The sequence below is a fragment of the Actinomycetospora aurantiaca genome, from assembly GCF_037401875.1.
In the GTDB taxonomy this organism is placed as follows: Bacteria; Actinomycetota; Actinomycetes; order Mycobacteriales; family Pseudonocardiaceae; genus Actinomycetospora; species Actinomycetospora aurantiaca.
The window spans coordinates 1-19288 of sequence record NZ_JBBEGN010000021.1; the positions used below are offsets into that span (position 1 = coordinate 1).

At 73.9% G+C, this 19288-nt stretch carries 21 protein-coding genes and 1 pseudogene; 6 read left to right on the forward strand and 16 right to left on the reverse strand.

What is annotated here, in order from left to right; translation table 11 throughout:
• Nucleotides 1–54: 54 nt before the first annotated feature.
• Nucleotides 55–1509, reverse strand: a complete 1455-nt coding sequence (gene ligD / locus WCD74_RS26185) for a non-homologous end-joining DNA ligase (RefSeq protein ID WP_337697844.1) — start codon at nt 1507–1509, stop codon at nt 55–57.
• Between the two features lie 90 nt (nt 1510–1599).
• Here ligD and WCD74_RS26190 point away from each other — a divergent pair, with 90 nt between their 5' ends.
• Entirely contained in the window at nt 1600–2988 is a 1389-nt protein-coding gene (locus tag WCD74_RS26190) for an FAD-binding oxidoreductase (protein WP_337697845.1), read from the forward strand.
• 8 nt (nt 2989–2996) lie between these two features.
• Entirely contained in the window at nt 2997–4247 is a 1251-nt protein-coding gene (locus WCD74_RS26195; RefSeq protein WP_337697846.1) for a class I SAM-dependent methyltransferase, read from the forward strand.
• A 350-nt stretch (nt 4248–4597) separates the two neighbouring features.
• On the opposite strand, the pseudogene WCD74_RS26200 reads toward WCD74_RS26195, so the two are convergent.
• Both WCD74_RS26200 and WCD74_RS26205 read right to left on the reverse strand, forming a co-directional pair.
• A pseudogene (locus WCD74_RS26200) lies at nt 4598–5176 on the reverse strand (sigma-70 family RNA polymerase sigma factor); the annotation flags it as partial.
• On the reverse strand, nt 5173–5748 hold the full coding sequence (locus tag WCD74_RS26205; RefSeq protein WP_337697847.1) for a hypothetical protein: 576 nt from the start codon (nt 5746–5748) through the stop codon (nt 5173–5175). The pseudogene WCD74_RS26200 and the gene WCD74_RS26205, both read right to left, overlap by 4 nt.
• Nucleotides 5749–6274: 526 nt before the next feature.
• On the opposite strand from WCD74_RS26205, the gene WCD74_RS26210 reads away from it, so the two are divergent.
• Together WCD74_RS26210 and WCD74_RS26215 are read left to right on the forward strand one after the other, a co-directional pair.
• Nucleotides 6275–6715: a hypothetical protein gene (locus WCD74_RS26210; protein ID WP_337697848.1), complete on the forward strand. Its 441-nt coding sequence runs from the start codon at nt 6275–6277 to the stop codon at nt 6713–6715.
• On the forward strand, nt 6712–7194 hold the full coding sequence (locus tag WCD74_RS26215) for a hypothetical protein (RefSeq protein ID WP_337697849.1): 483 nt from the start codon (nt 6712–6714) through the stop codon (nt 7192–7194). Before WCD74_RS26210 ends, WCD74_RS26215 begins: the two co-directional genes overlap by 4 nt.
• 4 nt (nt 7195–7198) lie before the next feature.
• Here WCD74_RS26215 and WCD74_RS26220 read toward each other — a convergent pair whose 3' ends face one another.
• The 4 genes from WCD74_RS26220 to WCD74_RS26235 form a co-directional block, all read right to left on the reverse strand.
• Complete coding sequence (locus WCD74_RS26220) at nt 7199–8224, reverse strand: aldo/keto reductase (protein WP_337697850.1); 1026 nt, start codon at nt 8222–8224, stop codon at nt 7199–7201.
• Between the two features lie 123 nt (nt 8225–8347).
• On the reverse strand, nt 8348–9169 hold the full coding sequence (locus WCD74_RS26225) for a GAF and ANTAR domain-containing protein (RefSeq protein ID WP_337697851.1): 822 nt from the start codon (nt 9167–9169) through the stop codon (nt 8348–8350).
• Nucleotides 9170–9364: 195 nt separating this feature from the next.
• Nucleotides 9365–10069: a GAF and ANTAR domain-containing protein gene (locus WCD74_RS26230; protein WP_337697852.1), complete on the reverse strand. Its 705-nt coding sequence runs from the start codon at nt 10067–10069 to the stop codon at nt 9365–9367.
• 119 nt (nt 10070–10188) lie between these two features.
• On the reverse strand, nt 10189–11061 hold the full coding sequence (locus tag WCD74_RS26235) for a DUF72 domain-containing protein (RefSeq protein WP_337697853.1): 873 nt from the start codon (nt 11059–11061) through the stop codon (nt 10189–10191).
• Between the two features lie 43 nt (nt 11062–11104).
• On the opposite strand from WCD74_RS26235, the gene WCD74_RS26240 reads away from it, so the two are divergent.
• A complete protein-coding gene (locus WCD74_RS26240; RefSeq protein ID WP_337697854.1) occupies nt 11105–11740 on the forward strand; it encodes an MOSC domain-containing protein in 636 nt (211 codons plus the stop codon).
• 5 nt (nt 11741–11745) lie between these two features.
• Here the strand turns inward: WCD74_RS26240 and WCD74_RS26245 are convergent, their stop codons facing one another.
• The 7 genes from WCD74_RS26245 to WCD74_RS26275 form a co-directional block, all read right to left on the reverse strand.
• On the reverse strand, nt 11746–12306 hold the full coding sequence (locus WCD74_RS26245) for a Uma2 family endonuclease (RefSeq protein WP_337697855.1): 561 nt from the start codon (nt 12304–12306) through the stop codon (nt 11746–11748).
• Between the two features lie 80 nt (nt 12307–12386).
• A complete protein-coding gene (locus WCD74_RS26250; protein WP_337697856.1) occupies nt 12387–13139 on the reverse strand; it encodes an efflux RND transporter periplasmic adaptor subunit in 753 nt (250 codons plus the stop codon).
• Nucleotides 13136–14632 (reverse strand): efflux RND transporter periplasmic adaptor subunit, encoded by a 1497-nt coding sequence (locus tag WCD74_RS26255; protein WP_337697857.1) that lies wholly within the window; start codon nt 14630–14632, stop codon nt 13136–13138. The genes WCD74_RS26250 and WCD74_RS26255 overlap by 4 nt, the downstream gene beginning before the upstream one ends.
• A 78-nt stretch (nt 14633–14710) precedes the next feature.
• The gene (locus WCD74_RS26260; protein WP_337697858.1) at nt 14711–15184 is read right to left on the reverse strand and encodes an SRPBCC family protein; all 474 of its coding nucleotides are present in this window, start codon (nt 15182–15184) and stop codon (nt 14711–14713) included.
• Nucleotides 15181–16050 carry an acyl-CoA thioesterase gene (locus WCD74_RS26265; protein WP_337697859.1) on the reverse strand — a complete coding sequence of 290 codons (870 nt, stop codon included), beginning with the start codon at nt 16048–16050 and terminating at the stop codon, nt 15181–15183. The genes WCD74_RS26260 and WCD74_RS26265 overlap by 4 nt, the downstream gene beginning before the upstream one ends.
• Before the next feature lie 74 nt (nt 16051–16124).
• Complete coding sequence (locus WCD74_RS26270; RefSeq protein WP_337697860.1) at nt 16125–16775, reverse strand: DUF899 family protein; 651 nt, start codon at nt 16773–16775, stop codon at nt 16125–16127.
• Between the two features lie 33 nt (nt 16776–16808).
• On the reverse strand, nt 16809–17225 hold the full coding sequence (locus tag WCD74_RS26275; RefSeq protein ID WP_337697861.1) for a hypothetical protein: 417 nt from the start codon (nt 17223–17225) through the stop codon (nt 16809–16811).
• 77 nt (nt 17226–17302) lie between these two features.
• On the opposite strand from WCD74_RS26275, the gene WCD74_RS26280 reads away from it, so the two are divergent.
• Nucleotides 17303–18031, forward strand: coding sequence for a VIT1/CCC1 transporter family protein (locus tag WCD74_RS26280; protein WP_373696138.1), 729 nt, complete (start codon nt 17303–17305; stop codon nt 18029–18031).
• Here WCD74_RS26280 and WCD74_RS26285 read toward each other — a convergent pair.
• Entirely contained in the window at nt 17992–18792 is an 801-nt protein-coding gene (locus tag WCD74_RS26285; RefSeq protein ID WP_337697862.1) for a helix-turn-helix domain-containing protein, read from the reverse strand. The genes WCD74_RS26280 and WCD74_RS26285 overlap by 40 nt on opposite strands.
• A 74-nt stretch (nt 18793–18866) precedes the next feature.
• The gene (locus WCD74_RS26290) at nt 18867–19157 is read right to left on the reverse strand and encodes a hypothetical protein (RefSeq protein WP_337697863.1); all 291 of its coding nucleotides are present in this window, start codon (nt 19155–19157) and stop codon (nt 18867–18869) included.
• Between the last annotated feature and the right edge of the window lie 131 nt (nt 19158–19288).

The window sequence follows — 19288 nt, forward strand, 5'->3', positions numbered from 1 at the left end:
ATCACCACGACAAGGCAGCGGGGGAGCGCCGGTCACCCGCGACAGGGCACTCCGTCAGGGCAGCTCCACGCCCTCCGCGAGGGCCCCAGCGTAGAGATCGCCGTGCTCGGCGATGCGCGCGAGGACGTCCGCGGGGGAGAACACGAGAGTCTCCGGGTCCTCGCACGCCGCCACCTCGGCCCAGGTCAGCGGGGTGGACACGGTCGGTGCGCCGTGAGCGGCCCGCGCCCGCAGCGAGTAGGGCGCCACGGTCGTCTTCGCGATGTTGTTCTGCGACCAGTCGATGAACACCTTGCCCGGCCGGCGGTCCTTCGCCATCACGGCGGTGACCTCGTCCGGGGTCTCGCGGGCCAGCTCCTGGGCGATCGCCCGGGCGTACTCCGAGGTGCGGCCCGGGTCGTCCACCGCCACGGGGGCCGTCATCTGCATGCCCTTGGACCCGCTGGTCTTGACCACCGGCTCCAGCCCGTCGTCGTGCAGGCGGTCCCGTACCCGGAGCGCCACCGCGCAGCACTCGAGCAGACCGGTGCGGGGGCCGGGATCGAGGTCGAACACCAGTTCGTCGGGCGGGAGCCGCACGTCCTCGTCGTCCCCGCCACGGCTCCCGTCGGGAACCCGCCACTGCGGCACGTGCAGCTCGAGCACGGCCAGGTTCGCGAGGTAGACCAGCGTCGCGAGCTCCTCGACGACGACGAACTCCGCGGTCGAGGACCCCTTCGACGACCCGGGGGTCGGGACGACGACCGTCCGCAGCCACGACGGGGCGTTGCGGCCGGCGTTCTTCTCGTAGAACGACTCGGCGTCGATACCGTCCGGGAAGCGGCGCAGGGTCAGCGGCCGGCCCGCGAGGTGGGGGAGGACCGTGTCGGCGACGCGGGCGTAGTAGTCGATCACCGCGTTTTTCGGGGTGCCCGGGTACAGCTCCTTGTCCAGGTTGGACAGCTTCAGCGCCCGCCCGCCGACCGACACCCGCGGCGACTGCACGTCCTTGCGTTCCGACGCCTTCGCCGTGCTCGCAGCCTTCCCGTCGCTGCGCTCGCCCCGGTCGTCGGTCTTCTTCGTGACGAGCCAGTCCTTCGGATCCTCGTTGCGCTTCGGCCGGAAGAACACGAACCGCCCGTCGGCCTTCTCCCCGCGCAGGGTGACCGCGACCTCGTCGTCCTGCCACTTCTCGGTCTCGTAGGTCCCGGAGTCCCAGATCGTCATGCTGCCGCCGCCGTACTCGCCGGCGGGGATCTCGCCGTGGAAGTCGAGGTACTCCACCGGGTGGTCCTCGGTGTGCACCGCGAGCCGCGGAGTCCCGGGGGAGTCCGGGAGCCCCTTGGGCACGGCCCAGCACACCAGGACCCCGCCGCGCTCGAGGCGCACGTCGTAGTGCAGCCGGCGGGCATGGTGCTCCTGGATCACGAACCGCCCGCCCGCGTCGGTGTCGGTCCCGCCGACCTCCCCGAACGGCTCGGGCGTCCGGCCGGGGTCCCGTTTGTCCCGGTACGTCCTCAGCTCGCCCACGGCACCCATCCTGCCTGTGTCCCCGCGGTGAAGGATCCCACTGTCGAGTCCCGTGCCCCGCGCCCGTGACCAGGCATAGTCTCCGGTGCCGTGGCCGAGGCGAGCACTGCGACGGAGATCGGGTCCGCGTCGGCGCACGAGCGGGCGGTGGCCGCGGCCCGGGCGCGACTCGCGGCGCTGCCGGCGGACGCGCCGGTCCGGCTGCACAAGAAGACGTCCAACCTCTTCCGCTTCCGGGACGGCGCCGGCGGGCTCGAGGTCGACGGACTGGACCGGGTCCTGCACGTCGACGCCGAGGCCCGCACGGCCGACGTCGGCGGGATGACGACCTACGAGGACCTGGTCGCGGCGACCCTCCCGCACGGGCTGATGCCGCTGGTGGTCCCGCAGCTGAAGACCATCACCCTCGGCGGCGCCGTCGTCGGGCTCGGCATCGAGGCGACGTCGTTCCGCGACGGGCTGCCCCACGAGTCCGTGCTGGCCGCGGACGTGCTCACCGGGGCCGGGGAGATCGTCCACGCCACCGCGGACAACGAGCACGCCGACCTGCACGCCGGCCTCGCGAACTCCTACGGCACCCTCGGCTACGCCGTGGCGCTGACCATCGAGCTCGCGCCGGTCCGGCCCTTCGTCGCGCTGCGCCACCTCCGCTTCGACGACGCCGCCTCGTTGGCCGAGGCGACCGCCCGCATCACCCGCGAGCGGACCCACGACGGCGAGGCGGTGGACTTCCTCGACGGCACCGTCTTCTCCGCCGGCGAGCAGTACCTGACCCTGGGCCGGTTCGTCGACGAGGCGCCGTACCTGTCGGACTACACCGGGCAAGGCATCTACTACCGCTCGATCCAGCAGCGGAGCACCGACTTCCTCCCGATCGCCGACTACCTCTGGCGCTGGGACACCGACTGGTTCTGGTGCTCGCGCGCGCTCGGGGTGCAGCACCCGTGGGTGCGGCGCGTGTGGCCCTCCCGGTACCGCCGCAGCGACGTCTACCGCCGCCTCGTCGCGCTCGACCGCCGCTACCGCTTCTCGGAGCGGATCCAGACCAGGACGACCGGCGCGACCGGCGTCGAGCCGATCATCCAGGACATCGAGGTGCCGGGGGAGCACCTCGCGGAGTTCCTCGACTTCTTCCACCGCGAGATCGGCATCGCGCCGGTCTGGGTCTGCCCGCTGCAGCTGCGCGGGGACCGCACCTGGCCCCTCTACCCGCTCGAGCCGCACCGGACCTACGTCAACGTCGGCTTCTGGTCCGACGCCCTGCTGCGGCCCGGGATGGCCCGGGACCACCACAACCGGCTCATCGAGCGGAAGCTCATGGAGCTCGACGGCCACAAGTCGCTGTACTCGACGGCGAGCTACACCCGCGAGGAGTTCGACGCGCTCTACGGCGGCGAGGGATACCGCCGCCTCAAGGAGCGCTACGACCCCGCCCACCGTCTGCCGGATCTCTACACCAAATGCGTCGTGAACTCATAGGAGGAGCCATGAAGGGCGCAGCAGTCGCGGACCTCTTCCGTCCGGTGCTCGGGGCCGACGCCCCGATCACGGTCCGCGCCTACGACGGCAGCGTCTCGACCCCGGCCCGCGGCGGTTCCGTCGCGACGGTGGACGTCCGGAGCGAGACCGCCCTCGCCTACCTCGCGCAGTCGCCGAACACCCTCGGCCTCGCCCGGTCCTTCGTGTCGGGCCACCTGGACGTCGACGGCGATCTCTACACCGCCCTCACCGCGATGAGCGAGCTGACCATCTCCGACGTGCCGCCGCGCACCCTCGCCGAGATGGCGCTGCGCCTCGCCCCGGTGCGGCTGCGCCACCGTCACCTCGCGCCGCCGGCCGAGGAGCACCGCCAGACCGGGTTCATGCACTCGAAGTCGCGCGACGCCGACGCGATCGCGCACCACTACGACGTCTCGAACCGCTTCTACGAGCTGGTGCTCGGCCCGTCGATGGCCTACACCTGCGCCGCCTACCCGGAGGAGACCTCCTCGCTCGAGGAGGCCCAGTACACCAAGCACGCCCTGGTCGCGGACAAGCTCGCATTGAAGCCCGGCATGCGCCTGCTCGACGTCGGGTGCGGCTGGGGACAGATGTCGATGCACGCCGCGGAGCACCACGGGGTCCAGGCGCTCGGCGTCACGCTCTCGCGCGACCAGGCCCTGTGGGCCCAGAAGGAGGTCGCCCGGCGCGGGCTGTCCGACCTCGTCGAGATCCGGCACGGCGACTACCGCGACGTCGCCGAGACCGAGTTCGACGCCGTGGCCTCGATCGGCCTGACCGAGCACATCGGACGGGCGCAGCTGCGGAGCTACTTCTCGTTCCTGTACTCGAAGCTGCGCACGGGCGGACGCCTGCTCAACCACTGCATCACCCGGCCCGACGCCCACCACCGCGCGCACGCCGACCCGTTCATCGACCGGTACGTCTTCCCCGACGGCGAGCTCCTCCCGATCGGGCACCTCGTCACGCGGATGAACGGGGCCGGGTTCGAGATCCGGCACGAGGAGAACCTGCGCGAGCACTACTCGAAGACCCTCAAGGCCTGGAGCGCCAACCTCGACGCGCACTGGGACGAGTGCGTCGCCGAGGCGGGGGAGGGCCGGGCCCGGGTGTGGAAGCTCTACATGCCCGCGTGCGCGGTCGGGTTCGACCTGAACAACATCCAGCTCCACCAGGTCCTGGGCGTCAAGCTCGACGACATGGGTCGCTCCGGCTTCCCGCTGCGTCCCGCCTACTGACCCCGGAACCGGCGGGCCGCCTCGGCCATCCGGGCGTCCTCGGCGTCGAGCACGCCCTGCCGGGCCCCGGGGTCGGCGACCCGCATCGGCCCCCCGCCCGCGTCGCCGCCCCGCGCCTCGGACGTCGCCCAGAGCACGTGCGCGTCCGCGGCGTCCAGGAGCCGGTCGAGCACCACGTCGCCGGTGCGCGGTGCGGCGTGCCAGTCGATCCCGTCGGCCGGCGCGCTCGGCCGGGGGACCGGGGGCACCGCCGGCTCGGGCGTCCCGTGTCGACCGGCCGCGCGACGGGGGCCCCGCGACCCGCCCCGGCGCCGCGGCCGGTCGTCCGGCTCCTCGACGGCCGGCGGCCCGTCGCGCTCGACGATCAGCTGGCGCAGCCGCGTCAGCGCCCGGTGCTGGGCGACGCGCACCGCCCCCGCCGTCGAGCCGACCGCCTCGGCCGTCTCCTCCGCGGAGAGCCCGACGACGACGCGCAGCCGCAGCACCTCGCGCTGCTTCTCCGGCAGTTCCGCGAGCAGGGCGGCCATCTCCACGGAGTCGGACAGGTTGACGGCGTGCTGCTCCGGCCCGTCGTGGACGTCCTGTTCCTCGGGCAGCTCGTCGACGGGATCCGAGCGGTCGCGTCCGGCCGACCGGTGCGCGTCGACGACCTTGTGCTGCGCGATGCCGTAGACGAACGCCAGGAAGGGGCGGCCCTGGTCCTGGTAGCTGGGCAGGGCGCGCAGCACCGCCAGGCAGACCTCCTGGGCGACGTCGTCCGGGGACGCGTTCACGCGGTCGTACCCGCCGAGCCGGCTGCGGCAGTAGCGCACCACCAGGGGCCGCAGGATGCGCAGCAGGGTGTCCATGGCCCCGCGCTCGCCGGTCAGGGCCGAGGCGACCAGGCGGTCCAGCTCACGGGGGTCGTCGCCGACCCGGTCGCCGCTCACCGGGCGTCCGCGGCCGCGGTGACCGCCGCCCACTGCCGCACCGCCGCGTCCAGGCACCGGGTGAACTCCTGCGGGGGCAGACCCAGCTCCGGCGCCGCGTCGACGGCGGGGACGTCGAGCCAGCGCAGCACCGCGAGGTCGCGGGCGAGCGGGTCCAGGTGCGCCAGCGCGCGCAGGGGACGCGCCGCGGGGACCGCCAGGAGCCGCCACGGGTCGGGGTGGCGCCACGTCGGGTCGAGGCCGCGCGCGGCGAGCACGGCGCGCGGCGGGGGAGGAGCGGCCGGCCGGGGCCGGTGCGTGCCCGGCGTCGCGTGGCCGCCGACGCTGCGCGCGGTGCGCACGAGCAGGAGGGTGAGCTCCAGCGCGCGCACGTCCTCACCGGCCGTCGCCAGGTGCGGCCACCGGTCGTGCAGGGCCGCCCGGGTCAGGAGGAAGACGTCGTGCGCGCCGGCTCCGTAGGCGTGCCCGAGGATCGCCGCCCGCGGCTGGAGGAGCGCGTCGTGCCGGTCGAGGAAGGGGGCGAGCTCGCGGGCGTCGCGGCCGTGCCCGCGGGACGCGGGTCCGGGCGTCACGGGGTGCTCCAGCGCGCGCCCGGCGCCGCCGCCCCCGCGTCCCGCTGTTCCACTCGCGTGCCCACCCGTGCCCCGAACCCCCCTCGATGATCATCCGGACGACCGGCCGCTGCTGGACCGGCGCCCCCGTCGATCACCCCACGTCGCGAGACGGGCCCCGATCGGTGACCCCGGACCGGTCTCGCCTCCACGCCGTCGTGTGATGACACCGTGACCGATGGCGACGCGCCGACGGAAGGTCCCGTCGGCCGACGGCGCCTCGCGTCGCCTCAGTGGCAGGCCCGGCGACCCGCCGGGGCCCGTGGCGCACCACCACCGGTCGCCCTGCGGCGACGAACGGCACCAGTGGTCGGCCGCGGCAGGACGATCACGGCCCGGACGGACTGATGCACTAGCCCATATGGTCGAGTCGCCTTAGTACCGAAGACGTATCGCATCGGCGTGTCGGTGGTCTGCGTGCCGGGTTTCGCACCCCTCGTGCGGCTCGGGCTGCGCCCGGCGCCGTCGGGCAGGCATGATCATCGCCATGACCCCGGCACGACGACGGCCGTCCGGCCCCGTCACGGTGCTGCTCGCGGTGGGGGGAGTGCTGCTGGTGGCGGCCGTGGTCCTCGGTCTGCTCGACGCGCGTGCGTCCGCCCGGGCCGACGACCGCGCGGACGCGGTCGGCGTCGCCCGCGCGCACCTGGTCGACCTCGGCGCGGCGTCGTCGGACCCGGCGGCGCAGGCACGCGCCGCGGGGTCCGCGACCGGCCCGTGGCGGGACCGGGTCGCGGCCCGCCCGTCGGTGCCGACCTCGACCGTGGTGCGAGCGGTCGGGCTCGAGTCGCTCGAGGACGACGACGCCCGGGTCCTCGCCGTCGGGCTGGTCGCCGGCGGGACGGTGCCGCGGTCGTTCCGGGCCGCGGTCACGCTGACCCGCGTCGACGGACGATGGCTGGTGGCCGACGTGACCGAGGTGCCGTGACCCGCCCGCGCCTCGTCGTCGGGGTCCTCGGCGGGGTCGTGCTCGTGCTCGCCGTCGTCGTCGGCCTGCTCGTGCGCTCGGTGTCGACGGGCGCGCGCACCGAGGACGGCGCCGCGTCGGCGGTGGCCGCGGCGACCACCCTCGCCCCGGTGCTCCTCACCTACGACTGGCGCACGCTGGACGCCGACACCGCCCGCATCGACTCCGCCACCACCGGGCCCTTCGCCGACCAGAACCGGGCGATCGTGGCCAGCCTGGTGGTTCCCGCGGCGACCGAGGGACGGATCGGCTCGACGGCCGCCGTCCAGCGGGTCGCGGTCGTCTCCGCGGTCCCGGACCGCGTTGAGACCCTGGTGTTCTACACCCAGACCACCACACGCGACGGCGGCCCGGGGGAGACCGCCGCCCGCGCGGCGCGGGTGGTGCTGGAGCCCGGTCCCGACGACCGGTGGCTGATCGCCGGGTTCGACGCCCTGTAGCGCCTCACTCGCGGCCGGAGGAGATCCAGTCGTCGGTGGCGAAGGAGAAGTTCCGGCCGCCCTGCACCAGGCCGGCCGCCGCGTCCAGGCGCGCCTTCTGGTCCGGCGAGAGCCGCAGCGACACCGCGCCCGCGTTCTCGACGACGCGGTGCGCGGACCGGGTGCCGGGGATCGGCACCGTCGGCACGCCGTAGGCGGCGCCCTGGGCGTAGACCCAGGCCAGGGCGACCTGCGCCGCCGTCGCGTCCAGCTCGGCCGCCACCTCGCGGACGACGTCGACCACCGTCTGGTTCGCGTCGAAGTGCTCGGCGAACCGCGGCTGCTTGCTCAGCATGGTCTGCGCGACGCGGTCCGCGGTGACCGTGCCGGTGAGGAAGCCGCGGCCCAGCGGGCTGTAGGGCACGAGGCCGACGCCGAGTTCCGCCGCCCTCGGCACCACGTGGGCCTCGATGTCGCGCGACCAGATGCTCCACTCGCTCTGCACCGCGGCGATCGGGTGCACCGCCGCGGCCTCGGCGAGCTCGGTCGCGGTCACCTCGGAGAGCCCGAGGTGGCGGACCTTGCCCTCGGCGACCAGCTCGGCCATCGCCGCGACCGTCTCGGTGATCGGCACGTCGAGCTGGCGGCGGTGCATGTAGTACAGGTCGATGGTGTCGATCCCGAGCCGCCGCAGCGAGTTCTCGCAGGCCTGCCGCACGTAGTCGCGGTCGCCGCGGGTCGGCGTGACCCCGGAGCCGACCTGCCCGGTGATGCCGAACTTCGTGGCCAGCGCGACCTCGTCGCGCCGGTCGGCCAGGACCCGGGCGATCAGTTCCTCGTTGGTGCCGGACGGGCCGGTCGTGCCCTCGCGGGGCGTGCCGTAGACGTCGGCCGTGTCGAGGAAGGTGACGCCGGCGTCGAGGGCCGCGTGCAGCGTCCGGACGCCGTCGTCCGGGTCGGTGGCGCCGTAGACGTCGGAGAGTGCCATCCCGCCGAACCCGAGGGCACTGACGTGGAGGCCGTCGCCGAGCAAGGTCGTCGGAAGGCTCATGGTGAGCACGCTAGGAGTTCGAGCGCGCTCGAACGCAAGTCGCTCGTCGTCCCGTCGATCCGATAATCGACATTATGTCAGATCAAACGAGGAGACCCCGACCTACGCCGAGGCCCCGGTCCCCTACAGCTCCGCGCGCCGGGAGGCGATCGTCGTCGCGACGTCCCGGATCTTGACGTTCAGGTCCTGGCTGGCCCGGCGCAGGATGTCGAACGCGCCGTCGGCGTCGACACCGCGCCGCTCCATGAGGATGCCCTTGGCCTGACCGATGACGTCGCGCGAGTGCAGCGCCTCGGTGAGCTGGACGGTCTCGAGCCGGCTGGCCGCCACGTCCTGCGCGGCCTGCAGCGCCACGGACGCGTGCGCGGCCAGCAGGAGCATGACGTCCTGATCGACGTCGGCGAGGTGGTCGGCGGAGCGGAAGTAGTAGTTCAGGGCGCCCAGGCGCGGCGGTTGCCCCTCGGGGAACATCCCCGCCGCGACGACCGCCGTCAGGCCGAGCCGTGCGACCCGCGGGCCGAAGCGCGGGTACCGGGGGTCGTGCGCGAGGTCGCGCGAGTACGTGATGCCGGAGCTCGACGTCGCCGTGGCCTCCACGCACGGACCCTCGCTGGTGTCGTACTGGATGTGGTCCGCCTCGGTGGCGAGCGGGTCGGTCTCCACCGGGGTGTGGAAGCTCCCGTCCGGCTCCCGCAGCGTCACCGAGACCATGGCCGCGCCCGGGGCGAGCTCGCGGGCCCGCTCGACGACCCGCTCCACGACCCCGAGGACACCGGCTTCGGGGGCCACGGAGAACAGGTCGCGCGCGAGCGTGAAGAACTGGTCGCCGAGCGGCCCCAGCTCATCGGAGACCGCCTCCCCGAGCACCCCCGCTCCTCCCCCGGCACCGTCGACGTCGCGCACGAACCGTTGCCTGGCCGCCTGCCACTCCCGCTCGGTCGCCATGGGGAGATACCTACCCGAACGGCCGGTGCGACGCACGGCTGCGCGGCACCGCACCCGCGTCGCGAATCGTGCGTTAGCCGCCCGGTCGGGTCGGGTACATGGCGCAGGCATCGGTTCGATCGCCCGGGCGGGGAGTCGGTGCAGGTCCTGACGGTGCAGACGTGGCAGCCGCCAGGACCGACCCATGGAACACGGTCAGGACGGACGGGACGGCGTGGAGCCGTCCTGGTCGGTCACGTACCAGCGCGCGATGTCGACGAGCTTGACGTTCATGTCCTGCGAGGCCTCGACCAGCCGGCGGAAGGCCGTCGTGTCGTCGATGCCGTAGCGGTTCATCAGGATGCCCTTGGCCTGGCCGATGACGTCGCGGCTGGAGACGGCGTCGCGCAGCTGCACGATCCGCCGTCCGCCCTCGACCACGATCGCCGCCTGCTGTGCGAACAGCAGGGCCGAGGCGCGGTCGCGGTCGGCGAACGTCGGGATGCCCGGCTGGTACGCCGCGACCGTGCCGGCGGCCGCTCCCCCCACCTCGATCGGGACCGCGAGGACGCTGCAGTAGCCGGCCCGCTCCAGGGCGCCCTCCCACGCGTCGCGGGTCGAGTTCGACAGCCCGTCGTACTCCTGCGGGCTCATCGTCGCCGCCGCCCGCACGGTCGGTCCGCGGCCGACCTTTGCCTCGAGCGCCGCGAGTTCCTGGACGGTCGGGGTGCTCCCGGCGCGGACCGTCCGACCGCGGTCGACGTACAGGGTCACGGCCACCCCGTGGCCGGACAGCAGCCCGGTGGCGGCCCGGACGAGTCCGGCGGCGATCTGGTCGATGGTGGAGGGCTCGTCGTGGATGATCGCGAGCAGCTCTCGGGCCAGACGCGCGGACGAGTCGATGAGATCCCTCGAATGCACCTGGTTTCCTCAGCGGGGACGACACGGCGACGTGCCTGCCTCACGACTGAACCAGGGACGACGACCTTAACCGGTGGCGACTCCCACCTGCTCGACCGGCCCGCGCGACGTGCCGCACGTCATGGATGGCGACGCGCGGACAGTGCGAGGGCGTCGCGCGGGGCGTGGCCGGCGGCATCGTTGTCGAAGAACACCCAGACGTCCCGGCCCCGCCGCGCCGGGTCGTCCGGAGCGACCGTGTGCGGCGAGACCGGGGACTCCCCCGCGGCCCAGGCCCGCACCCGGGTCGCCCAGGTCTCCAGGGCCGGCTCCCCGTAGCCGCTGCGGTAGAGCTCGGTGTCGCCGTGCAGGCGCACGTACACCGGGTCGGCGGTGACGTCGTCGAGCATCGGGAACTCGCCGGCCCCGTCGGACACCACCAGCGACACGTCCTGGTCCCGCAGCAGGCGCACGACGTCGGGATCGCGGAAGCTCGGGTGCCGCACCTCCAGGGCGTGGCGCAGCGGCCGGTCGGCGTCGGCGACGACGCACGGGTCCGGCACCCGCTCCGCGTACGGGGCGGCGAGCGCCGCGGCCCGGCCGGTGCTGCGCGGCAGCGCGGCCAGGAACTCCCCGATCCGCGCGGCGTCCCACCCGAGGTTCGGCGGCAGCTGCCAGAGGATCGGTCCGAGCTTCTCCCCCAGCGCCAGCGGCCCGGAGGCCAGGAACCGCCCGAGGGCCTCTTCGACCCCGCGCAGCTTCTTCATGTGCGTGATGTACCGGCTGCCCTTGACCGCGAAGCGGAAGTCCTCCCCCGTCTCCGCGGCCCACCGGCGGAACGACGACGCCCGCTGCAGCGAGTAGAAGGTGCCGTTGACCTCGGCCGCGTCGAGGCGGGTCGCCAGGTACTCCAGGCGCCGCCGCTTCGCGAGCCCGTCCGGGTAGAACACGCCCTGCCAGTGGTCGTAGGTCCACCCGGAGGTCCCCACGCGCACCCGACCGACGTCCGTCACGACACCGTCTTCCCGACGACGGGTCGCGGCTACCGTCGGGCGGGTGGGTGCGATCGGGTCGGTGAACGTCGGGCGGATACGGGCGATCGAGGCCAAGACAGGCCGGTCCGGGATCGACAAGCGGCCGGTCGACGGGCCGGTCGCGGTCGGGGTGCCCGGCGCGGGCGCCAGCGGCTTCGCCGGCGACCCGATCTCCGACGTCGACCACCACGGCGGACCGGACCAGGCGGTGTACGCCTACGCCCGCGAGGACCTGGACGCCTGGGAGCCGACCCTCGGGCCGCTGCGCGACGGGGTGTTCGGCGAGAACCTCACCACCCGCGGGGTCAACGTGACCGGGGCGCGGATCGGCGAGCGCTGGCGGATCGGGAGCACGCTGGTCCTGCAGGTGACGGTCCCCCGCATCCCGTGCCGGACCTTCGCGGCCTGGCTGGAGCGCGCGGGGTGGGTCAAGGAGTTCACCGCGGCGGCCGTGCCGGGCGCCTACCTGCGGGTCGTGACGCCCGGCGAGGTCCGGGCGGGCGACCCGGTCGTCGTCGAGCGCCCCGACCACGACGTGACGATCGGACTCGCGTTCCGCGCCGTCATGACGGCCCCCGAGCTCCTCCCCGACCTGCTCCCGGCGCTCGGCGCCCTGCCCGACGACGTCCGGGAGCGCGTCCTGCGCCGGATCCGGTGACCGGGTCAGCGTGGCTGGAGGCCCACCAACAGGTCGGCGGGTACGACGGTGACGGGGAACGGGCGACGGACCGCTAGCGGCTCCTCCCCCGCGGCCTCGCCGGCCGGCCGGTACGTCCCGTCGTCGTCGAGCTCCAGCACCTCGATGCGGCCGGGCCCGGTCGGGTCGAGGAGCCAGTACGACGGCACCCCGAGACGCTCGTAGTGGGCGCGCTTCGTGTTGCGGTCGTACAACCGGGTGCTGCGGGACGCCACCTCGGCCGCCAGGACCGGGGCGACGGGGAGGTTCGCGAGGGTCAGGTCTGCGTAGCGGGCGACCAGGACGTCCGGCTCGACGTCGTCGTGCCGGCTCGTCCGCACTCCGAACGGTGCCGCCAGGACCCTCAGGTCGGGCGGGCAGGCCGCCCGGAGCAGCACGTACAGGCTCAGGGCCATCTCCTGGTGCGCCCAGCCCGGAGCAGGGCTCACGTGGAGCATCCCGTCGATGAGCTCACGACGACACCCGTCGTCGGGCATCGCGTCGAGATCGTCGACGGTGTAGGCCTCGCCCGCGACCAGCTCGGTCATACCGGTCATGCTGCTCCTCGGCGACGTCGGACACCAGCGCAGCATGATCGGCCGGGGCGGCCCGTGGGTGCGGTTCGGCGCTACTCCCCCGGCTTGTGAATGTCGACCGTGACGTTCATGCCCGGGATGAGGTCGGCCCCCTGCATGTCGGTGATCCCGACGCGCACCGGGATGACCTGGGTGACCTTCTGGAAGTTCCCGCCGGAGTTCGACTGCGGGAAGGGCGAGAACACCGCGGCCGCCCCGCCCTGGATCTGGTCGACGTAGCCGCGGAAGGTCCGGCCCGGGTAGGCGTCGACGGCGAAGTCGACCGGGCGGCCCACCTGGACGTCGTCGATGTCGGTCTCGTCGACCCTCGCGGTCACGTAGACGTCGGACGGGTCGTAGGCGATCGCCAGCTGGGTGCCCGCGGTGAGGTAGGCGCCCTCCGCGGTGTTCGTGGTGGCGACGGTCGAGTCGGCGGGCGCCCGGATCGGGAGCTGGGGCTGCACGTACGCGCCCTGCAGCTCGACCCGGCCGAGCACCTGGTCCTTGCGCACCACGGAGCCGACCGCGACGTCCCAGCCGGTCAGCGTCCCGCTCGCCGGCGCCACGATCGGGATCTGCGTGCCGTCGACCTGCGCGTTGTCGGTGGAGACGAACCGGCTCGCGTCGAGGAAGTACGAGACGGTGAACCCGATCGCAGCGAGGACTGCCAGCACGACGATCACCGCGAGGGCGATCTTCGTCGACCGCTTGAGCGGCCGGCGACCCTTCTTCGGCTCCTCGGTGCCGGTGGCCGGGGTGGCGGTGTCGTCCGTCGACGTGTCGGCGGTCTCCTGCGGGGTGCTCACGACGGTCCTCCACCGATGACGACCTGCTGGCCCTCGGCGAGCCCGCCGAGGATTTCGGTGCGGTCGGCCCCGGCGAGACCGGTGGTCACCGGCGTCGAGGTCTGGCGACCGTCGGACTCCAGCACGGTCGCGACCGTCCGGCTCCCCTCGCGGCGCAGCGCGGAGTTCGGTACCGACAGCTTGTCCGACGTCGCCGTCACCACCGTCGCCCGGGCCGACTGCCCGTCGCGGATGCGCGGGTCGGTGTCGGTCAGCGCCATCGTCACGTAGTACTCGATGCTCCCGCCGAGCGCCGTGCCGGAGGGCGCGACGGCCAGGACGGTGCCGGCGAAGGAGCGCTCGGGGATCGCGTCGAGCGAGACCACGGTCGACTGCTGCGGGACGATCTTCGCGGCGTCGACCTCCTGGAACGGGGCCACGACCTGGAACTCTGCCACGTTCTGCAGCACCAGGAACTGCGTGCCGCCCGGCCGGGTGGGCGACGCCGCGGCGCCCGCCGCCCCGGCCGCGGCGCCGGCGGCCTGCGCGGCGCCCGGGATCGTCGCGTCCGAGCCGGGGGCCAGCGCCGAGGTGCCGGTGCTCGGCGAGAGGTACTCCCCCTCCGCGCCGTTGAGCGCGGAGACGGTCCCGGCCGCGGGCGCCCGCAGCGTGGTGTTCTCGACGTTGCGCCGGGCGATCTCGACCTGGGTCCGGGCGTTGTCGACGGCGGCCGCCGCGGCGTCGAGGCTGTTCGGGCGCGACGCGCTCGCCGAGTCCAGGCCGTTCTGCGCGCTGACCTGCCCCTGCCGGGCGCTGGCGACCTGCAGCTTGCCCGCGGCGGCGTCGACGTCGCGCTTCTGCTTCGCCTGGACCAGCGCCTGCTGGGCCTGCTGCACTCCCTGCTGGGCCTGGAGCACCGCGTACTGCGCGACGGTGATCGACTGGCAGGGCGCGGCGGGCGCGGCCGCGTAGGGCCCGACGCAGCCGCTCTGGGCCGCCGCGGCCTGGGCCTGGGCCTGCGCCAGGCCCGCCTCCGCCTGCGGCACCGCGGCGCGCGCGGCCGCGATGGCCTGGTCGTCGGCCCGCAGGGTGGCGTCGACCTGGCGCTGGGTGGCGGAGACGACCGAGGCGGCCGCGTTCAGCGAGTCCTGCGCGCCGCCGACCTGGGTGCCGTCCTTGGTCTGGCGGTACTGCGCCTCCTGCCCCGCGAGACCCGCCTGGGCCTGCTTGAGGGCCTGCCGTGCCTGGAAGTCGTCGATGGTCGCCAGGACCTCCCCGGGCTCCACCCGGTCGCCCACCTTCACCCGCACCGACGTGAGCTGACCCGCCGTCGCGAACCCGAGGTTGGTCGCGCCGAGGGCGGAGACCGAGCCGCTCGAGTCGACGCCCGAGGAGACCGAGGCCCGCTCGACGCGGACGGTCTGGGGTGGGGCGTTCTCCCCGGAGCCGCCGCACGCGGCCAGGGAGAGGGCCGCCACCACGGTCAGGGCGGGGAGCACCGTCCGTCGGATCACGAACCGTCAAACGGAGGAGATCGACATGGGATACGACTCCCGCTTCGAGAGTCACCTCACCGTGGCCTCACCATGGCCTCACCGATAGCCGCGGCGCACCACGCGCTCCAGGATGCCCAGCGTGCCCTTCAGCGCCTGCTCGGAGATGACCGGGAAGATCCCGCGCGCCCGCCACTCGTCGGAGATCGCCGACCAGTCGTAGGTGGAGGTCACGACGGTGGCCCCGTCCTCCTGCGGCTCCAGCCGGTAGCCGTACACGTGGCCGATCGGCGGGCGGACCGTCCCCTCGATGGTCCAGGCGATCTCGCGGTCGGGCTCGAGGGCGGCGATCACGACGGTGACGTCGTAGCGACCGAGCGGGACGTCGCCGAGGGCCTCCCGGTCCATGTGCACCACGAACCGGTCGCCGGCCGCGGTCACCCGCTCCCCCGTCGCGTCCATCAGCATCCCGGAGCTGTCGATCGCGACGTGCCCGACCGGGTCGGTGAGCACGGCGAAGATGTCCGCGGCCGGAGCGGGGATCGTGCGAGAGACCTCGATGCGGTCGGTCATGTGCCGATCATGCGCCACGCGTCCAGCGCGTCCGGGCCCAGCTCCCCGCGCGGACCGGTCGCATCAGCGAGCCCCACGCACCGTTCCCCCAGGAACACCCCGAGGCCGTACGTCACCGTGTTCCGGGCCACGGCCAGCACCGCCACACCGATCTCGTACTCGGCCGGGTAGCCGACCTCGGCCACGTACTGCACCCGGTACGACGACGGGGCGATCTCCGGCGGCGGCCCGCCCCACCCCGGCGTGAGGAGCTCGTCGTGCAGGGCGGCCACGCCGTCGGCGTACCAGCCGACCAGCGCCACGTTGTTCACGTGCCGGTTGGTGTCGATGTCGCCGACCCGCGCCCGCAGGCTCGTCGCGAAGGGGTAGGCGGACCGCTCGCGGCGTTCCGGGCCGGGCCGGTAGGAGGGCGAGGCGTCCGGCTCGTCGAGCACGAGCCCGGCGAGGTCGGTACGCAGCGCGTCCGGCAGGTGCGCGGGGCCCGCCTCGGTGGCGAACACGGTGACGGTGTCGCCCAGCGCGACGCACCGGTCCTCGCAGAACACGCCGTACCCGTAGGTGAACGAGGACCCGCCGACGCGCCGGATGCCGACGCCGATGCGGTACTTGCCGTCGAACGGCATCGCGTCGAGCCGCTCGACACCCTGGCTCGCGAGCAGGACGCGGAAGGCGCCGAACTCCCCGTCCTCGACCAGCCGCCGGAACGACGGCAGCTGCATCCCCACCCGGGCGTCCTCGAACCAGCGCACGACACCCGTGGCGGTGATCGCGCCGTCCGGTCCGAGGTCGGAGTACCGCGGGGTCACGTCGCGCAGCACCGGGTAGGCCGCGGGGTGGGTCAGGGCTGCGGGGACCGGTCCGGACATACGACCATCGTGGCCGGGCGGGCCGGATCGGCGCCCCCGGGTCCGGCGTCCGTCACAGCGGGGCCGGTCACACGTCACGCATCGGTGTACTCGCCGTGGCGTCGCCACCAGACGTAGGGCTCGGACTGCGGCCGCCCGGCCGGGGTGTCCTCCCACGTCTCCTGCCGCCCGTAGGGCACCAGGTCGAGGAACGTCCACGTGCTCCCCAGCGCCTCGACCCCCCGTCCCGTGGTGGAGTACGTCCGCAGCACGCGGTCGCCGTCGCGCAGGAGGACGTCCAGCTGGAACCCGTGCACGCCGGTGGCCGCCGCGAACGACCCGGGGTCGGAGTACCACGGGATGCGCTGCCAGCCCATCCGCGCCCGGAAGGCCTCGATCTCGTCGACCGGGGCCCGGGAGGACAGCGCGAACGTCACGCCGCGCGCCTCGAGGTGGTCGAGGTGGCCGACGTTGTCGGTGAACAGGCAGCAGCCCTCGCACGGGTCGTCGTCGGACGGGCGGAGCATGTGGTGGTAGACGATCAGCTGCGGCCGGCCGTCGAAGAGGTCGGCGAGCGTGCACTCCCCTCCCCCGATCGCGGTGAACGGCAGCCGCGGGTCCACCTCGACGGCGGGGAGCCGTCGGCGGGCCGCGGCGAGCGCGTCGCGGGCCCGCATCTCGGCCTTCTCGCGCTCGCGGAACTCCGCGATCGCCAGGTCCCAGCGCTCCGGTGTCACGACGTCCATACCGAGTGATCCTAAAAGCGAACTCTCAAGCGGTCAATCCACCCGGACCACCCCGCCCGAGGCCGCCACGAAGAAGCCGCGGAGGACCACGTCGTGCTCCGCGCATGTCCGGGTCAGGGCGTCGGCCCAGTCGCGGTCGGCCGGGTGGACGGTGGCCGGCCCGAAGCGCTCCAGGACGAGGACCACCGAGCCCGGGCCGGACGCCGTCGCCAACCGGGGCACGAACCCCGCGAGGACGGTGCCGATGCCCTCGACGACGTCGTCGGGCAGGTAGGGCACGTCCTCGACCGGCACCACCAGCGGCGCCTGGCGCCGGTCGCCGTCGACCGGGAGCAGCCAGAGCGTCCGGTCCTGGCGGGCGGAGCCCACGAGGGACTCCACGCGGTCGAGCACGTCGTCGTCGGTGAGCAGCGGCGGGAGGTCCGGCGCCGGGGGCATCAGATCGGTCATGACGACGAGGGTGACCGGCCGCCCGTCGTCGTGGTGGCGCTTCCGCGCAACCGGGTCGGCTGATTCACTGCCCGGTCGTGCCCGACGACGAGACTCCGCTCCCGACCCACGCCGACGAGCCGCACGTCCAGCAGAACGAGAACCGCCTGAACCGGCTGCGCGCGGGCGTGCTCGGCGCGAACGACGGCATCGTGTCGGTCGCCGGCATCGTCGTCGGGGTCGCCGGGGCGACGATCGAGTCCGGCCCGGTCCTGACGGCGGGCGTCGCCGGCCTGGTCGCGGGCGCGGTCTCGATGGCGCTCGGCGAGTACGTGTCCGTGTCCAGCCAGCGGGACGCGGAGCGCTCCATGCTCGCGAAGGAGCGACGGGAGCTCGCCGAGGACCCGCAGGACGAGCTCGAGGAGCTCGCCGCGATCTACGAGGCCAAGGGGCTCCGGCCGGAGACCGCCCGGCAGGTGGCCCGCGAGCTGAGCGAGCACGACGCGTTCGCCGCCCACGTCGAGGCCGAGCTCAAGATCGACCCGGACGACCTCACCAGCCCCACGCAGGCGGCGCTCACCTCCGCGGCCGCCTTCGTCCTCGGCGGCCTGCTCCCCCTGCTCGCGATCGTCCTGCCGCCCACGACGTGGCGGGTGCCGGTCTGCGTCGTCGTCGTGCTCGTCGCGCTCGGGATCGCCGGGTACGTCTCGGCGAACCTGGGTGGGGCGTCGACGCGCAAGGCGGTGGTGCGGGTGGTGATCGGCGGCGGGCTCGGGCTGGCCGTCACCTACGGCATCGGCATGCTGCTCGGGACGACGGTCGGCTGAGTCAGCACCCGCCGGGTGTGCTCGTCGGCCGGCACGAACGACTCGATCGACAGCTCGTCGAGGGTGACGTCGAACGCGGCCCCGAAGTGCGTGATCGTCGAGAAGAACCGCAGGTCGCCGTGGTCGGGGTGCCCGAGGTGCAGCGGGAGCATGAGCTGCGCCGCCCGGTCGTGCACCCGCACCGTCCTGCCGTCGCCGACCCAGGGCCCGACCTCGGAGCGCAGCGCGACCAGCCGCGGGTCGCCGGTGAGGTCGACCAGCCGGTCGAGGCGGTGGAGCAGGTGCGCCGACCACTCGTCGCGGTTGCGGACGTCGAGCACCTCCGGGTGCAGCGCCAAACGGTAGATGTTCAGCGGGGGCGTGAGCCAGGTGTCGTCCACGCCGGCCAGCAGGAGCCGCACCGCGCGGTTGGCGAGGACGACGTCGCCACGGCGGTCCACGACGAGGGCCGGGTAGGGCTCGTGCCCCGCCAACAGGTGCTGCAGCGCCTCCTGCACCCCGGTGAGGTCCTCGAGCGCGGACTCGGCGTAGCTGGGGGCGTACCCGGCGGCGAGCAGCAGCGCGTTGCGTTCGCGCAGCGGGACGTCGAGGCGCGTGGCGAGGTCGAGCAGCAGCGCCCGGCTCGCCTGCGCCTTGCCGGTCTCGACGAAGCTGAGGTGGCGGGTGGAGACGTTCGCCTCCAGCGCGAGGTCCATCTGGCTGCGACGACGGCGGGTCCGCCACCCCTTGAGCATCGCGCCGGCGGTGATCGTGGCCGTCATGGTCGACGACGGTAGGACGACCGCGGGAACGCCCGCCATGACCTCCGAGGTCATGGCGCGGCGCCGCGCGGTTGTCACCGGGTGACGGTCACCGACGGCACGTCGGTCCCCCCGGTGAGGGAGCCGAAGTCCGGCATCATCAGCAGGACCACCGCGATGATCACCAGCGGCACCACGCACGTGGCGAAGACGATCGCGCCGACGAGCACCCGCGAGCTGCCCCGCCCGAGCGGCTGCGGCACCCCGTTGACGGTCAGGACCGGCCCGCCTCCCGGCACCATCGGGTAGGCCATCAGCGTCGGCTGGTGGGGCTGGTACGGGTGCGGCGCGGCGTCGACGGGGCGGCGGTGCTGGTCGTGGGTCACGGTGTCCTCCGGGGATTCGTGCGGCTCCGGTCGGCCGCGGCGGGGACGACGCTAGGGACCCGGCCGCTGCCGGAGAACGGCTTCGGGGCGGGACGAGTAGTGCCCGGTGGAAGAGGAGTAGCCGGTCGGCC

What these genes read in the sequence shown, in the direction of transcription:
- WCD74_RS26225 (WP_337697851.1), bottom strand. Translation starts at nt 9,169, where the DNA reads ATGGCGACCGAGCGGGAGTGGCAGGCGGCCAGGCAACGGTTCGTGCGC.
- WCD74_RS26245 (WP_337697855.1), bottom strand. Translation starts at nt 12,306, where the DNA reads ATGACCGAGCTGGTCGCGGGCGAGGCCTACACCGTCGACGATCTCGAC.
- WCD74_RS26275 (WP_337697861.1), bottom strand. Translation starts at nt 17,225, where the DNA reads ATGACCGATCTGATGCCCCCGGCGCCGGACCTCCCGCCGCTGCTCACC.
- WCD74_RS26270 (WP_337697860.1), bottom strand. Translation starts at nt 16,775, where the DNA reads ATGGACGTCGTGACACCGGAGCGCTGGGACCTGGCGATCGCGGAGTTC.
- WCD74_RS26195 (WP_337697846.1), top strand. Translation starts at nt 2,997, where the DNA reads ATGAAGGGCGCAGCAGTCGCGGACCTCTTCCGTCCGGTGCTCGGGGCC.
- WCD74_RS26265 (WP_337697859.1), bottom strand. Translation starts at nt 16,050, where the DNA reads ATGTCCGGACCGGTCCCCGCAGCCCTGACCCACCCCGCGGCCTACCCG.
- WCD74_RS26220 (WP_337697850.1), bottom strand. Translation starts at nt 8,224, where the DNA reads ATGAGCCTTCCGACGACCTTGCTCGGCGACGGCCTCCACGTCAGTGCC.
- WCD74_RS26260 (WP_337697858.1), bottom strand. Translation starts at nt 15,184, where the DNA reads ATGACCGACCGCATCGAGGTCTCTCGCACGATCCCCGCTCCGGCCGCG.
- WCD74_RS26210 (WP_337697848.1), top strand. Translation starts at nt 6,275, where the DNA reads ATGACCCCGGCACGACGACGGCCGTCCGGCCCCGTCACGGTGCTGCTC.
- WCD74_RS26285 (WP_337697862.1), bottom strand. Translation starts at nt 18,792, where the DNA reads ATGACGGCCACGATCACCGCCGGCGCGATGCTCAAGGGGTGGCGGACC.